Origin of the sequence: Spirillospora sp. NPDC052242 (assembly GCF_040679555.1) — a bacterium.
Taxonomy (GTDB): domain Bacteria; phylum Actinomycetota; class Actinomycetes; order Streptosporangiales; family Streptosporangiaceae; genus Spirillospora.
Map to the genome: position 1 here is coordinate 24,880 of NZ_JBFAUZ010000051.1, position 14,662 is coordinate 39,541.

The following is a 14,662-nucleotide window of genomic DNA, read 5'->3' on the forward strand; positions in this document are numbered from 1 at the left end:
ATGCGGGATCCCCCGCACCGGCCGGACGGTCGCCCGACCGCGCGGCGGCGGCCGGGGCGGCGTTCGAGCGGGGGCCGCCGCGCCCGGGGCGGCGCGCTGACGGCGTCCGATTCCGCGATCGTCGGTCCGGAGCCGTACGGTAGTGCGCCGTGTCCCCTACCACCGACGATGAAGCCGCCAGCCTGGACGACGTCCTGGTCGGCGAGGCCGTCCTCGGCGTCTACCGGCAGATGTTCGCGGCCCTCGCGCGCGACAGCGGCGCGGTCGTCGACGACCCCGAGCTGGTCGACGTCGCCGAGACGCTGCTCGCCGCGTTCGCCGACGCGGGCGAGGAGGGGCTGAGCCGCGAGCAGATGCGGTACGTGTGCCGCGGCTACCCGGCCGACGTGTTCGAGAACCGGCTGCGGGTGCTGAAGGGGCTCGGCGCCGTCCGGGAGGTGTTCCCGAAACCGAACCAGCTCCGGTACCGGGCGTCGTTCACGAGCGTGGTCGGGCTGATGTTCGTCCGGCGGATGATGCTGGACGGCGGGCAGAGCGAGATGCACCGGCTGCTGGCGCTCGAGCAGCTCAACGTCGCCGACCCGCGGATGACGGCCGAGCAGGCGCGCGACGGCGCGGACGGGCTCGCGCGCGCGTTCCGGCTGTGGAGCGTGGAGCTGCTGACGCTGACGAACGGGACGATCGAGGAGCTGCGCGAGCAGGCGCCGAAGCTGTGGGGCACCGAGGAGATCCTGGTGCGCGCCGAGCGGCTGCACGGCGCGATCCTGCGCCGCTGGCCGCAGCTCGACCGCACCTGCACCGACCTGCGCGCCGCGATCTACGCCTACGGGGACGCGTCGCGGCGGGCCGCGGCCCGGCTGTCGGACTCGGCGGGCACCACCCGGAACCTGACGCTGCTGCCGCCGGAGACGTGGCGGACGTTCTCGCGCACCGCGTCCCGCGAGGAGCTGGCGGCCGTCCTCGACGGGTTCGTGTTCGACGCGCCCGCGCCGTGGCACGAGCCGGCGGCGGTGGTGACCGCCGTCGAGGACGGCCCCCGCGCGACGCCGCCGCGGCCCGCGCCGCCGCGCCCGTCCGTCCCGGACGCGGGCCTGTCCCGCGACACCGGGTCGGACGACGCCGCCGCCGAACGGTTGCGGGCGGTCGCCGAGGAGGCGCTGCGCGGCCGCGACCGCGCCGCCGTCGCCGACGTCCTCGGCACCGACTGGGCGTCCGCGCGGCGGATGCTCGCCGACATCTCCGCCGCGCACCTGCACCCCGAGCTGCCGTACCGGCTCGTGTGGGAGGACGGCCTGGACGCGCGGCCCGGCGGGGTGCCCGCGTGGCTGTCCCCGGGATGGTTCGAGCGGGCATGAGCGAACGGCCGGACGAAGGGGGCGGCGTGGATCCGCAGGTGCTGGCGCGGGCCCGCGCCCGCGTGCTGGGCGTCCCGTCGATCGACGCGGCGGAGCCCGTCCCGTCCGGGGTCCGCACGGCGTCGGACGGGACGCGCGTGTGGATGCTGCCGGAGTGGCCGGACGGCGCGACGCCCGCGCTGCTGGAGGAGTACGACACGGCGCCGATGCCGCTGGACCGCGCGGGGCAGGCGCGCCGCGTGCTGGCCGCCGCGCTGCGCTGCTGCTGGCTGCGGCTGGACGACGCCCCGTGGCCGGGGACGCCCGCGCCGGTCGGGCACGTGCTGGAGGTGTACGGGGGGATGACGCGGGGCGACGCCGACCTCGCGCGCCGCTGGGCGACCGGGGAGCTGCGGCGGCTCGCCGACACCGGCTGGCTGCTGCTGGACGGGGACGCGGGCACGGTGCGCCCGGGCCCCCGCACCGCGCTGTGGCCGGAGGGCTCCCTCGCGTCCCTGCGCGACCTCCTCCGCCGCCTCCCCCACCCGCCGCGGCCGGAGGAGCCGGGCGGTGAGTGAGGTGTTCGAGGCGCTGCTGCGGCCCTACGACGAGCGGCGGCGGGCGGAGCTGGTCGCGGCGTACACGGCGGTGGAGCACGCGGCGGAGCCGGTGCCGGAGGTGCGGTTCCCGGCGCTGCGCGAGCCGGCGCTGCGCCGCACGGTCGAGGGGATGCTCGCGCTGAGCGGCCGGACGCTCGTGCGGTCCGACCGGACGAAGTGGATCTCGGGCTACCGCGACGACGTCGCCGCCGAACTGGCGCGCGATCCCGCGTGCGTCCCGTCCGTCCGGGACCGGGCCGTGCTGACCCTCGTGCTGATCCACTCGGTGGCGATCCCGCGCGCCGCGGGGCGGCTCGGCGACGACTCGTGGCTGTCGCCGTTCCCGACGCCCCTCGACGAGCTGCGGCGCCGCACCCAGCTGCCGGTGGGCGAGCTGGACGCGGCGCTGCGGCGGCTGCGGCTCGCGGGACTGGTGTCGCAGGTCAAGGCGGGTTCGGAGGACGCGGGCGGGTTCGTCCCCGGCCCGCAGTTCCACCGGCTGACGCCCGCCGCGCGGCGGCGGCTGCAGGAGGAGCTGATCCTGGCGGCCGGGCCGGACTCGCCGCTCGCGGCGGCCATCCGGGCCCGCCGCCGCAACCGCGAACACGATCAGGGGGAGAACACGTGACGGCCGTGCTGGAACCGCTCGTCCCGGGCCCGGCCCGGGACGCCGAGAACGTCGTCGGCGAACGCACGCTCGTCGCCGTCCAGGCGGTGAACATCTCGCGGCTGTCGACGCATCCGGTGCCGACCGTGCCCGGCACGCTGATCGTGGTGGCCGGGCAGGGGCCGAAGGACTCCAACGGCGCGGGCAAGTCGTCGTTCATCGCCGCGATCACCGCGCTGCTCGGGGACGAGCAGTGGCGGTTCGCGTCCGGGGCCCGCGCGGTCGCGGAGCTGCTGTTCAACGCGGAGCTCGCGGCGCAGGGCGACAGCCGGTGGGCCAGCGCCGACCACGGCTACATCGTCGGCGTCTTCGACCACGCCGACCCGCCGGAGGGCGCCGCGGCCGAAGACGGCGAGGCGGAGGAGACGGCGCTGACCGTCTGGCTGCGCGTGAACGTCGACGCCCCGCATCTGGAGATCCGCTGGCGGCAGGGCGTCCACCTGGCGGCGGCGCCGTCGGAGGCCGACCGGGTCGCCCTCGCCGACCGGCTGTGGGCGGGGCTGCCGCGCAGCGCGGGCCGCCGCGACCTCGTCGCGAAGGACCTGAGCCGCGTCCTGTACGGCGGGCGGGTGCGGTGCGTGTCGTTCCTGTCGACGTCGGTGCGCAGCAAGGTCGCGACGAACCTGCTGTCGCAGCCGCTGAACGAGATCACCCCGGAGCGCATCTTCAGCGCGATCGCGGCGCTGACCGGCCTGGACCGGGAGCTGGAGGCCGAACGGCGGTCCCGCGCGGAGGAGCACCGGGAGCGGGCGAAGGCCGCGGAGGCGACCGAGCGGCTCGTCGAGTGGGAGCGGGAGGCGGCGGCGCTGCTGAAGACGTTCGACCGCCGCGACCGGGCCCGCGCGGACGTCGACGCGGCGCTGCGGCACTGGCGGACCCGGCAGGCGCGGCTGCTCGCCGACGCCGCCGCGGCCGACGCGGCGCTCGCCGCCGAGCAGGAGGCGCTGCGCGCCGAGGCCGACGGGCTGGGCGCCGCCGCGAAGGCGGCCGAGCAGGAGATGGAGCAGCTCACCGGCGGCGCGCTGGACGAGCAGGTCGCCTCGGCGGAGTCGGCGCTCGCGGAGCTGAAGGGGCAGGTGGACCGGCTCGGCGCGGACAAGGCCGTCGCGCAGGACCGTCTCGAGGAGCTGCGCCGCCGCGTCGCCGAGCTGGAGGAGCGGCGCCGCGACGCCGACGGCCGCGACGAGGCCGCCGCCCGGGCGGGCCTCGCCGCCGCCGAGACCCGCCGGGACGAGGCGCAGCAGGAGTTCGGGATGGCACGCGGCGCCGTCGCCCGCGCCGAGCGGGCCCTCGCCGAGGCCGAGGCGGGCGCGAGCAGCGCGCCCGCGCAGATCCGCGCGCTCGCCGCCGCCGGGATCGCCGCGGTCGGGCTGCTGGACGCGGTCGAGCTCGCCCCCGGCGTCCGGGACCGCTGGGAGGCCGCGCTGTGGCCGTTCCGGGAGGCCGCCGTCGTCGGGACGGACGACCTCGACGCCGCGGCCGTCGCGCTCAAGGACCTGCCCGGCTCGATGATCGTCCCGGCGGACGGCGACGTCGCCGCGGGCGGGGAGCCCCTGGACGGGCACCCGGACGGCGTCCGGTGCGCGCTGCCCCTCACCGGCTTCTTCGCGGCGCTCGAGGACGGCGCCCCCGGCGGCGTCGTCATCGTCGGCGGGTTCCCCGAGCCGGTGACCGGACGGGTCGCGCGGGTGCAGGCGGCCCGCGCGGAACTCGAAGCGGCGCAGGAGGCGCTCGAGGCCGCGCGGCGGGCGACGTCCGACGGGGCCGCCGAGGTCGCGTTGGCCGGACGCCGGCTCGCGGGCGCGCGCGCAGCGGCCGAACTGGACGACGTCCGGTCCCGCATGGCGGAGCTGCGGGCGGAACTGGAGGAGCTCGCGGCGGGCGAGGCGCGCCTCGGGCCGCGCCTGGGCGCGGCCGAGCAGACGCTCCGGCGCCTGCAGGCCAAGGCCGACACGCGCGCCCTCGAGGTCGACCGCCTCCGGGGCCGCCGCGACGGGCACGAACGGGACCGCGACCGGGTGCGGGCGCGCTCGTCCGAGCTGGCCGACCGGCGCGCCGCCCTCGGCGTCGAGGCCCTCGAGAAGGAGTGGGGCGGGTCCCGGGACGGCGCCGCCGAATGGCTGTCGGGCCTCACCGACGACGAGGCGACCTGGACGCCCGCCGAGTGGTGGCACACGGCCGAGAAGCACCTGTCGGAGGCGCTGCGCCGCGTGTTCCCCGACGGCGCGTCCGACGAGGACATGCCCGAAGAAGTGCGGTTCCTCCTCCGGGAACGCGCCGACGGCGAGGGCCGCCGCACCGAACGCGAGCAGGCCACGTTCCCCCGCCTCGTCAAGGCGCTGCAGGCGTACCTGCGCCAGCAGGAGGACTACGAGCGGCACCAGCGGCGGCAGATCGAGGTGCAGCTCGCGGGGCGCCGCGCCGACCTGGAGAAGGCGCAGAAGGGCGCGGCGGACGCCGCCGGCGCCGCCGAGGCGCACCGCACCGCGCTGACCGCCGCGATCCGCGCCCGCCTGCAGCGCGTGTCGGAGGAGTTCGAGAAGCTCGACGTGGACTACGGCGGCTACGGCGCGACCCTCGAGTTCCCCACCCCCGAACCGCCCGGCGACCCCGAGCAGGAGTGGCGCTGGCGGGTCACGCCGAAGTGGCGGCGCTCCGACGGGCAGCGGTACGTCCCGTACAACCGGCGCGCCAACACCGCCCTCATGGACGAGAAGGCCGTCAAGCTCGTGTGCGCCGCGGCGCTCGCCAGCTCCGGCGGCGGGCGGCTGTGCCTCGTCCTCGACGAGCTCGGCCGCAACCTCGGCAAGGAGCACCGCAAGGAGGCCGTCGCGCTGTTCCGCAAGATCGGCGAGACGCACGGCATCACGGTCATCGGCGCGCTGCAGGACGACATGGAGCCGTACGCGATCGACGCCTGCGGCCAGTACGTGAAGCTGCGCCGCTCGTCCGACACGATGCCGTACAACGAGCCGCCGGTCGTCGTCGCGTACGACGAGCACGAGGAGCGCGTCCGCCGCCTCGCCGCGCAGATCTCGGCCGGGCGCGGAACCGAGGCGGACCCGGCGGACTGACCCCGGCACGATGGCGGGTCATGCGCACGGACATGCGGCCCGCCGACGCCCTGCTCGCGGAGATCGAGCCGCTCGCCCACGCCGAGCGGCGCCGCCGGGTGGCGGAGCTGCGCCGGCTCGCGGGCGGGCGGGAGCTCGTCCCGCTGCTGGTCGACCTCGGGCAGCGCGGCCCGTACGAGCGGGGGCTGGCGCTGGCCCTCGCGGCGGCCGCACGGGACGAGGCGTCCCGCGAGCACATCGCCGTCGTCCGCGCCGCCGCCGAGGCCGACGGCGCACGCGCGCACCTCGACTCGCTGCTGGACCTCGTCCTCACCGCCGACCTCGACGTCTCCCGCATCGACCCCAGGTGGACGCACCGCTGGACGTCCCGCCGGCAAGCCTTCCTCGCCCTCCTGGCCCGGGGGGCGAGTCACACGTAAAGGTGCCCACCGGTCACCTCGGCCATCCGAACAGCGGCCCGGACCAGCGCCAGCCGGTGAAGCAGCGCGGTAAGAAGCGACGTGGACCGGCGCCTCCCGGGAACGACGTCGGCCCAATGTCCGGCCAGCACGTCGAGTTCCTGCGCGAAGGCCGCCAGTTCCTCATGCGCGACGGTCAGTTCACCGCGTTCCAGCCGAGCAAGGATCGGCAACCCCAACGCCAACGCGGGCCCGACCCAGTACTCGACCACCGTGCCATGCCCGCCCAACGGCACTTCGTAAAGCTCCCGAAGCTCCCCGTGACCCGCTTTCCTCCCATAGACAGTCACGTCGAAAGACACATCGAAACCCTACGACGGCCAGTGCGGCGGTATGCGGCGGCGGCCCTGGCGGCTTGTCAGCGTGGGGGTAAAGCGGGTGAATCCGGGCGGGGGATCCGGGAGGATGCGCGGCATGCGTGCTGATGAGCTGCTCGACGAGATCGAACCGCTGTCCTACCCCGACCGGGTCCGCCGCCTGGTGCGGCTGCGGGAGTCGGCGGGCGATCCGGCGCTCGCCGCGCTGCTGGACGAACTGGGCGGGCGGGGCTGGTACGAGCGGGCGACGGCGCTGTTCGTCGCGTCGGCGGTGCGGGACGACGCGTCGATCGCGCACGTGCTGGGCGCGACGCGCGACCCGGACGCGTGGATCGCGCGGCAGGCGGTGCGGCTGTCGGTGCGGTACGCGCCGGGGCCGGAGGCGCTGCTGGAGAGCCTGCTGGACGCGCCCGCGGCGATCCGCGCGGAGACGTACCGGGCCGTCCGCAAGCACCGGCGGAGCGATCTCGCGGACGCGCTCGTCGGGCCGGTCGCGGAGCGGTGGGGCGACGGTGAGGCGGCCGCGCTGCTGCCCGCGTGCGGTCCGGACGTCACGGCGACGCGCGTCCGGGCGCTCGCGCACGCCGTCCCGAACCGGCACTCGCTGGGACGGGCGCACCCCGCGGCCGTCCTCGACCACGCGGAGGAGGAACTGGGGGCGCTGGCGGAGGGCGCGCGGGCGTCCTGGTGGCAGTGGCACGGGACGGGCGTCGCGGCGGCGCTGGAGCACGATCCGGTGCGCGTGGTGGGGCTGCTCGAGGAGTACTGGCACACCGAGGAGCCGCCGTGGGCGCTGCTGCCCGGGATCGGGCGGCTGCTGGACGCGGAGCCGGACCGGACGCTGCGGCTGCTGCTGTCGGACCGGCGGCGGGTGGGGGCGCTGGTGCGGCGCCGCGCGGTGCGGGAGCGGATCGTCCGGATCGGCGGGGACGCGCTCGCGGAGGTCGCCCGGGCGGTCCGGGGGGACGAGCGGACCCTGCGGCTGCTGCTGAAGGCGGTGCCGCCGAGGCAGCGGGGCGCGCTGTTCGACACGGCGATGCGCGGCGTCGACCTGACCGCCGCGGTCCTCGATGACCCGCTGCTGGACGTCCTGCCGCGGGACGTCCGGGTCCGGGAGGCGCGCCGGATGCTGGGGCTGCGCGCGGTCGCCGACCACCCGGACCAGGTGCGGCGGGTGACCGCGCACTTGCCGTTCGAGGAGGCGCGTCCCGTGCTCGCCGAGCTGACCCGGCGGCCGGACGCCGAGGAGCGCGCGGCGGGGTACGCGCTGCTCGTCCGCTGCGCAAGCCGCGAGCGGGACCCGGAGGTGCTGGGCACGGTCCTGGAGTCGTTCGGCCGGCTCCGCAACGAGCAGGACCCGGTGCGGCTGAGCGCGCTGCACGCGCTGGCGTCCGTCCCGGAGGGGCTGCTGCGCGGCGAGCACGCGGAGGCCGTCGAACGGTTCGCCGAGAACGCCCTGGACGCCCGCGACTGCTCGTACACGACCCGGCAGGAGCTCGCGCGGCTCGCGGTGGCGTTCGCCCGGCAGGGCGCGCTGCGGGACGACGGCGACCTGGCGATGTTCGGCGTCGGGCTGCTGGAGCGGGTCGTGGGGCATTCGGGGTTCCCGCACCTGACCCGGCTCGACCGGGGGCTGCCGCGGGGGCGGGAGCACCGGCTCGTCGAGCATCTGGCGCCGCTGCTGGAGCGGGGCGCGCGCCGCGACGACCACGCGCTCGCGCTGACGCTCGTCCGGGCGCTCGGCCGCCGCGCCCACGGGGTGCCGGTGCTGCAAGACGCGCTGGAGAAGGCCCTCGACGCGACCGACGACCGCACCATCACGACGGCGATCGCGCTGTGGCTGGAGCCGCCGGGGACGCGCGGCGAGCGGGTCGAGCGGGTGGTGGGCAAGGACCCGTCGGCCGTCGCGGTCCCGGCGGTGCTCGCCGCGATCGCGTCCGAGCGCACCGACCTGCTGCACCTGGTCCTGTCCGGGGGCACGGCCGGACGGTTCCGGCGGGACGACGTCGCGTACGTCCCGCGGATGGAGAGCGCGTGGACGCGGCGCTGGACGGCGCGGCAGCACGCCGATTACCTGCGGCTGCTGGAGCGGGCGGCGGGCGACGAGGGCGCCGCGGAGTCCGCCCGCGGACAGGCGGTCGCGGCGATCGCGACGGTGCCGGGGACGGGCGCGGAGCGGCTGCGCCCGTACCTGGAGTCGGACGACGCGCACCTGCGGCGGGCGGCGCTGACCGCCGCGCCGTGGACGTCGGCGCCGCAGGACGTCCTGCCCGATCTGCTCGCGCGGGCGTCGTCCGACGACGCGCACGTCGCCGTGTACGCGGCGGGACGGGCGGCGCGGTTCGTCCGGCCGGGCGCGCTGGGGCCGCTGCTGCGGCCGGTGCTCGCCGACGGGAAGATCACCGCGCGGAAGGAGGCGCTGCGGATCCTGCTGCGGACCCGGGCGCCGGACGCGCTGTCCGTCGTCGCGGAGGCGTGGGACGATCCGGGCCAGCACCGGGACGTGCGCGCGGCGATCGCGTCGGCGCTCCGCCCGTACATCGCCGAGCCGGTCGCGCGGCGCGTCCTGGCGGAGGCCGCGCGGGGGCCGCGCGACCTCGCGCGGCAGGTGCTCGGCGGGTGGCCGCACGAGATCGAGGAGCGGTTCCGGGGCGAGTACGCGGCGCTGATCGTGCGGGTGGCCGGGTCGGACGACCCGGAGGCCGCGGACGCGGCGCTGGAGGTGCTGGGCCGGTGGGCGCAGTGGGCGCCGGAGGTCCCGGGGCTGCTCGCGGGCGTCCTCACCGATCTCGGGGAGACGCGCCGCTGGCGCTCCGCGATGGCCGCGCTGCTGTCGTGCGTCCAGGCCGGCCTGGGGGCGGACGAGCTGGGCGCCGCGGCGGCGACGCTCGCGGGGGCGGCGGACGGCGCCGACGCCGAGGCCGACCGCGACCTGCCGGCCGCGCAGCGGCTGGCGGCGCTGGTGTCGGCGATCCGCCGCGCCGCCGTCCGGGACCGCGCCGCGGCCGGGCCCGCGCTCGGCGCCGTGGCCGGGCGGCTGCCGGAGCCGCTCGCGCTCGAACTGGCGGCCGCGACGCTCGACTGGGACTCCGACGACGCGGCCGACGCCGTGGACGCGCTCGCCGACGGCTGCGCGGGACTCGGCGTCCTCGCGGTCGCCGAGATCGCCGAGGCCCTCGCGGGGAGCGAGGACGACGAGCTCTACTACACGTACGGGTACGCGGAGCCGCCGGACGCCGAGGACGTGCACCCGCACGCGGTGCGGCTCGCGGAGCGGGGCGACCTCGCGGGCGGCCTGCTCGCGTGCGCGCTCGCCGGACGGCTCGGCCCCGACGCGGGCTGGCCGCCGGAATGGCGCGCGCTGCTGCGCGGCCTGCGCGCGCACCCGGAGGCGGACGTGGCGTACACGGCCCGCCGCCTGTACACGGCCGAGGAGTAGCCCGGCGCGGCCGCGCGTCGCGTCCGGCGGCGCGGCGATCTTGAGGGGGCGCCTAGCAAGCATTAGGTTGTCGACATGCGGGTTCTCGTCACAGGCGCCTCCGGGTTCGTCGGGTCGCACACCGTCCGGGCGCTCCTCGCGCGCGGGCACACGCCGCGCGCGCTGGTGCGCGATCCGGGGAAGGCGGCGCGGGTCCTCGGGACGCTGGGCGTCGCGGACGGCGACGTCGAGTTCGTCCGGGGCGACATGCTGGACGCCGGGGCCGTCGCCGAGGCCCTCGAGGGCTGCGACGCCGCGATCCACGCGGCCGCCGCGATCGGGGTCACCGGCCACGGCCGCGACGTCGTCGACGCGAACGTCGCCGGGACCCGCAACGTCGTCGGCGGGGCCGTCGACGCCGGGCTCGCCCCGGTGATCCACGTGTCCACGATCGGGGTGTTCGTCCCCCCGGCCGGCCCGCTGATCACCGCGGACGCGCCCCTCGCCGGCCCCCGCACCGGCTACGGGCGCTCGAAGGTCGCCGCCGAACGCTACGCGCGCGGCCTGCAGGACGACGGCGCGCCCGTCACGATCGTCTACCCGGGCGGCGTGTTCGGCCCCGACCAGCCCGTCCTCGACGCCCTGCCGGAGGGGCTCGCCGGGGCGCTGTCGAAGGTCTGGCCGCTGCCGGGCGGCGGCGTCTCGGTGCTGGACGTCCGCGACCTCGCCGAGGCCCTCGCCCGCGCCGTCGAGTCCCGGCAGGGCGCGAGCCGCTGGGTGCTCGGCGGCCACTACCTCACGTGGCCGCGGCTCGCGGCGCTGTGCGGCGCGCTCACCGGCGTCCGGCCGCGCACGTTCCGCGTCCCGTCCCCGGTGATGCTCGGCCTCGGCTCCGCGCTCGACGCGGCCAAGCGCGTCCGCACCTTCGACTACCCGCTGACGCGGGACGCGGCCGAGTTCATGGTGACGCTCGTCCCGACGGACGACCGCCCGATCCTGGACGCGCTCGGCATCACCCTGCGGCCCGTGGAGGACACGGTCGCCGACGGGCTGCGCTGGCTCGCCGCGTCCGGGCACCTGAACCCGCGCCGCGCGGGGCGGCTCGCGCCCGCGGCGGCGCACGTCCCCGCCGCCGAGCGCACCGCCGTCCAGCGGGTGCTGGGCCCGGTCTTCCACCGGGTGTCCGGGTCCGCCTGGTTCGCGAAGGCCGGGCCCCGGATCGTCCCGCCCGTCGACCGGACCCTGAACCGGCTGACCGGCGGCCGCCTCATGCTCGGGCAGCTCCTCGTGCCCAGCCTGATCCTCACCACCACGGGCGCCGTGAGCGGCCGGCCCCGCCCGACCCCGCTGGCGTGCCTGCCCGAGCGGGACGGCTCGTGGCTCGTCGTCGGCTCCAACTTCGGCCGCGAGAAGCACCCCGCGTGGACCGGCAACCTCCTCAAGACGCCGGAGGCCGAGGTCCTGTTCCGGGGCCGCGCCGTCCCCGTGAAGGCGCACCTCCTGGACGACGACGAACGCGCGGAGGCGTGGCCCCGGCTCGTCCGGGTCTGGCCGGTGTACGACCGTTACGTGGAGCGCACCACCCGGCGGCTCCGCATCTTCCGCCTGACCCCCCGCTGACGCGTCACGAACCGCGCAGGGACCGGGACAGCCGGCGGCCGAGGAGCAGGTACGCGAGGACGACGCCGGCGACGTTCAGGATCACGTCGTCGATGTCGAAGGCGCGGCCGACCACGAACGCGCCCTGCACCAGCTCGATCGCGAGCGAGAACAGCGCCGTCAGCACGGCGAGCCGGACCGGGCCGCGCAGGCGCTTGGCCACCAGCGGCAGCAGCACCCCCATGGGGGCGAGGAGGGCGAGGTTGCCGCCGAGCTGGAGCACCGCCTCCTTGGTCGGGCGGTCCAGGTAGAAGCGCAGGGAGTCGCCGGGCCTGAAGTTCGCCCCGGCCTGCCCCTCGTCGCGGACGGGCGTCAGCGTGAGCTGGAACGCGACGTAGCAGAACGCGCCGAGCAGGCCGAGCGCCGCGACGGCGACGGCGGCGCGCAGCGCGAGGACGTACCTGGGGACGCGTTCACCGGGCGGGGCGGGCTGCCACATTTCGACCAACACGGCGCCCCTCCTCCCCCGGGCGCGCCCGCCCATGCCCGCCGGCACGAATCGGACATCCGAAATGCCGCGCAACTCCCGAACCCGAACCCCGCCGGGGCGCCGTGGACAGGCGGACGCCCGCGACCCCGTGCGGGGTCGCGGGCGTCCCGGCCCGTCAGGCGGCGACGGCCGTCGTGGCGGGCTCCAGCGCCAGGTCCAGGACCTCCCGGACGTCGCTGACGGTGAACACCGTCATGCCGTCCAGCACCTCCTGCGGCACCTCCTCCAGGTCGGGCTCGTTGCGCTTCGGGACGATCGCGGTGGTGATGCCGAGGCGGCTCGCGGCCAGCAGCTTCTGCTTCAGCCCGCCGATCGGCAGCACCCGCCCGGTCAGCGACACCTCACCGGTCATCGCGACGTCCGGCCGCACCGCACGTCCCGACAGCAGCGACGCCAGCGCCGTCGTCATCGTGATGCCCGCGCTCGGGCCGTCCTTCGGGATCGCGCCCGCCGGCACGTGGACGTGGACGCCGCGGTCCTTCAGGTCGCCGACCGGCAGCTCCAGCTCCGCGCCCCGCGACCGCAGGTAGCTCAGCGCGATCCGCGCCGACTCCTTCATCACGTCGCCGAGCTGCCCGGTGAGCGTCACCCCGGTGTCGCCGGTCTCCCGGTCGGCCAGCGACGCCTCGATGTACAGGACGTCCCCGCCCGCGCCGGTCACCGCGAGGCCGGTCGCGACGCCCGGCACCCCGGTGCGCCGCTCGCCGCGGCTCAGCTCGACCTCCGGCGTAAACCGGGGCCGGCCCAGGTAGTCCTTGAGGTCGTCGCGGCCGACCGAGACCGGCAGCGTCGCCTTCTCCAGCGCGACGTTCGCGGCGATCTTCCGCAGCACCCGCGCGATCGACCGGTCCAGCGACCGGACGCCCGCCTCGCGGGTGTACTCGGACGCGAGCAGCCGCAGCGCCGCGTCGTCCAGCGTCACCTCCGACGGCTCCAGCCCCGCCTTGTCGAGCTGGCGCGGCAGCAGGTGGTCGCGGGCGATCGTCACCTTCTCGTGCTCGGTGTAGCCGTCGAGCTGCACCAGCTCCATCCGGTCCAGCAGCGGCCCGGGGATCGCCTCCACCACGTTCGCCGTCGCCAGGAACAGGACGTCGCTCAGGTCGAGCTCGACCTCCAGGTAGTGGTCGCGGAACGTGTGGTTCTGCTCCGGGTCCAGCACCTCGAGCAGCGCCGCCGTCGGGTCGCCCCGGTAGTCGGCGCCGACCTTGTCGATCTCGTCCAGCAGGACGACCGGGTTCATCGACCCCGCCTCGCGGATGGCCCGCACGATCCGGCCGGGCAGCGCGCCCACGTACGTCCGCCGGTGGCCGCGGATCTCGGCCTCGTCGCGGACGCCGCCCAGCGCGACCCGGACGAACTCGCGGCCCATCGCCCGCGCGACCGACTCGCCCAGCGACGTCTTGCCGACCCCGGGAGGCCCGGCCAGCGCGAGCACCGCGCCGCTGCGCCGCCCGCCGACCACGCCGAGCCCCCGTTCCTCGCGGCGCTTGCGCACCGCCAGGTACTCGATGATGCGCTCCTTCACGTCGTCGAGACCCGCGTGGTCGGCGTCCAGGATCTCGCGGGCGCCCGCGATGTCGTAGGCGTCCGCGCTGCGCTCGTTCCACGGGATGTCGAGGATCGTGTCGAGCCAGGTGCGGATCCAGCCGCCCTCCGGCGACGCGTCCGACGACCGCTCGAGCTTGTCGACCTCCTTCAGCGCGGCCTCCCGCACCTTCTCGGGCAGGTTCGCCGCCTCGATCCGGGCGCGGTAGTCGTCCTCCTCGTCGGCGGGGTCGCCGTTCAGCTCGGCCAGCTCCTTGCGGATGGCCTCCTGCTGCTGCCGCAGCAGGAACTCCCGCTGCGTCTTCTCCATGCCCTCCTGCACGTCCTTGCGGATCGTCTCCGCGACGTCCAGCTCGGCCAGGTGGTCGCGCGCCCAGCCGATCACGAGGGTGAGCCGCTCGACGACGTCCGGCGTCTCCAGCAGCTCGACCTTCTGCTCGTCCGACAGGTAGGGGGCGTACCCCGCGTTGTCGGCGAGCGTCGAGGGGTCGTCGATCTGCTGCACCACGTCGACGACCTGCCACGCGCCCCGCTTCTGCAGGATCGCGCTGACGAGGCCCTTGTACTCCTTGGCCAGTTCCTGCGCCCGTCCGGACGGCGCCTGCTTCTCGATCAGGGTCCCCTCGACCCACAGCGCCGCGCCCGGCCCGGTCGTCCCCGTGCCGATCCGCACCCGGGCGACGCCGCGCACGACGGCCCCCGGCTCCCCGCCGGGCAGCCGCCCCTCCTGCTCGACCACGCCCAGGGTCCCGACCGCCGCGTACTGCCCGTCCAGCCGCGGCACCAGCAGCACCCGCGGCTTGCCGGGCGTCCGTATCCCCGGCCCCGTCGTCTGCGCCACCGCCCGCGCCGCCTCGATGGCCGCCCGCACCTCCGCGTCGCCGGACAGGTCGAGGGGCACCACCATGCCCGGCAGAACGGCCCCGTCGTCCAGGGGCAGCACCGGCAGCGTCAGGGTCTCGCTCATGCTCACTCCAAGTCCGTGTCGTGCCGGCCCCTCGGGAGGACCGGCGACCCAACCCCGGAAGGTTGAGTCATCCACACTCAAGAAAACGGAGCAGCGATTTGTTTCCTCCCCCCGTTCGCTCTCAGCGATCAAGC

The 14,662-nt window shown here is 76.6% G+C and carries 10 protein-coding genes; 7 read left to right on the forward strand and 3 right to left on the reverse strand.

The window, feature by feature from the left end:
* The first annotated feature begins 149 nt into the window (after positions 1 to 149).
* The 5 genes from AB0L25_RS32765 to AB0L25_RS32785 are packed head-to-tail and all read left to right on the forward strand — an operon-like array spanning position 150 to position 6,093.
* Entirely contained in the window at positions 150 to 1,355 is a 1,206-nt protein-coding gene (locus AB0L25_RS32765; protein ID WP_500176626.1) for a hypothetical protein, read from the forward strand.
* Positions 1,352 to 1,912, forward strand: coding sequence for a hypothetical protein (locus AB0L25_RS32770; RefSeq protein WP_500176627.1), 561 nt, complete (start codon positions 1,352 to 1,354; stop codon positions 1,910 to 1,912). The genes AB0L25_RS32765 and AB0L25_RS32770 overlap by 4 nt, the downstream gene beginning before the upstream one ends.
* Entirely contained in the window at positions 1,905 to 2,561 is a 657-nt protein-coding gene (locus AB0L25_RS32775; protein WP_500176628.1) for a DprA-like winged helix domain-containing protein, read from the forward strand. Before AB0L25_RS32770 ends, AB0L25_RS32775 begins: the two co-directional genes overlap by 8 nt.
* Entirely contained in the window at positions 2,558 to 5,674 is a 3,117-nt protein-coding gene (locus tag AB0L25_RS32780; protein WP_500176629.1) for a coiled-coil domain-containing protein, read from the forward strand. The genes AB0L25_RS32775 and AB0L25_RS32780 overlap by 4 nt, the downstream gene beginning before the upstream one ends.
* Positions 5,675 to 5,694: 20 nt before the next feature.
* Positions 5,695 to 6,093, forward strand: a complete 399-nt coding sequence (locus tag AB0L25_RS32785; protein ID WP_500176630.1) for a hypothetical protein — start codon at positions 5,695 to 5,697, stop codon at positions 6,091 to 6,093.
* Here AB0L25_RS32785 and AB0L25_RS32790 read toward each other — a convergent pair.
* Complete coding sequence (locus tag AB0L25_RS32790; RefSeq protein WP_500176631.1) at positions 6,084 to 6,434, reverse strand: hypothetical protein; 351 nt, start codon at positions 6,432 to 6,434, stop codon at positions 6,084 to 6,086. The genes AB0L25_RS32785 and AB0L25_RS32790 overlap by 10 nt on opposite strands.
* A gap of 112 nt (positions 6,435 to 6,546) precedes the next feature.
* On the opposite strand from AB0L25_RS32790, the gene AB0L25_RS32795 reads away from it, so the two are divergent.
* Together AB0L25_RS32795 and AB0L25_RS32800 are read left to right on the forward strand one after the other, a co-directional pair.
* On the forward strand, positions 6,547 to 9,888 hold the full coding sequence (locus AB0L25_RS32795) for a hypothetical protein (RefSeq protein WP_500176632.1): 3,342 nt from the start codon (positions 6,547 to 6,549) through the stop codon (positions 9,886 to 9,888).
* A gap of 75 nt (positions 9,889 to 9,963) precedes the next feature.
* Positions 9,964 to 11,487: a nitroreductase/quinone reductase family protein gene (locus AB0L25_RS32800; RefSeq protein WP_500176633.1), complete on the forward strand. Its 1,524-nt coding sequence runs from the start codon at positions 9,964 to 9,966 to the stop codon at positions 11,485 to 11,487.
* Between the two features lie 4 nt (positions 11,488 to 11,491).
* Here the strand turns inward: AB0L25_RS32800 and AB0L25_RS32805 are convergent, their stop codons facing one another.
* Positions 11,492 to 11,977, reverse strand: coding sequence for a VanZ family protein (locus AB0L25_RS32805; protein ID WP_500176634.1), 486 nt, complete (start codon positions 11,975 to 11,977; stop codon positions 11,492 to 11,494).
* A 154-nt stretch (positions 11,978 to 12,131) separates the two neighbouring features.
* A complete protein-coding gene (gene lon, locus AB0L25_RS32810) occupies positions 12,132 to 14,528 on the reverse strand; it encodes an endopeptidase La (protein WP_500176635.1) in 2,397 nt (798 codons plus the stop codon).
* Between the last annotated feature and the right edge of the window lie 134 nt (positions 14,529 to 14,662).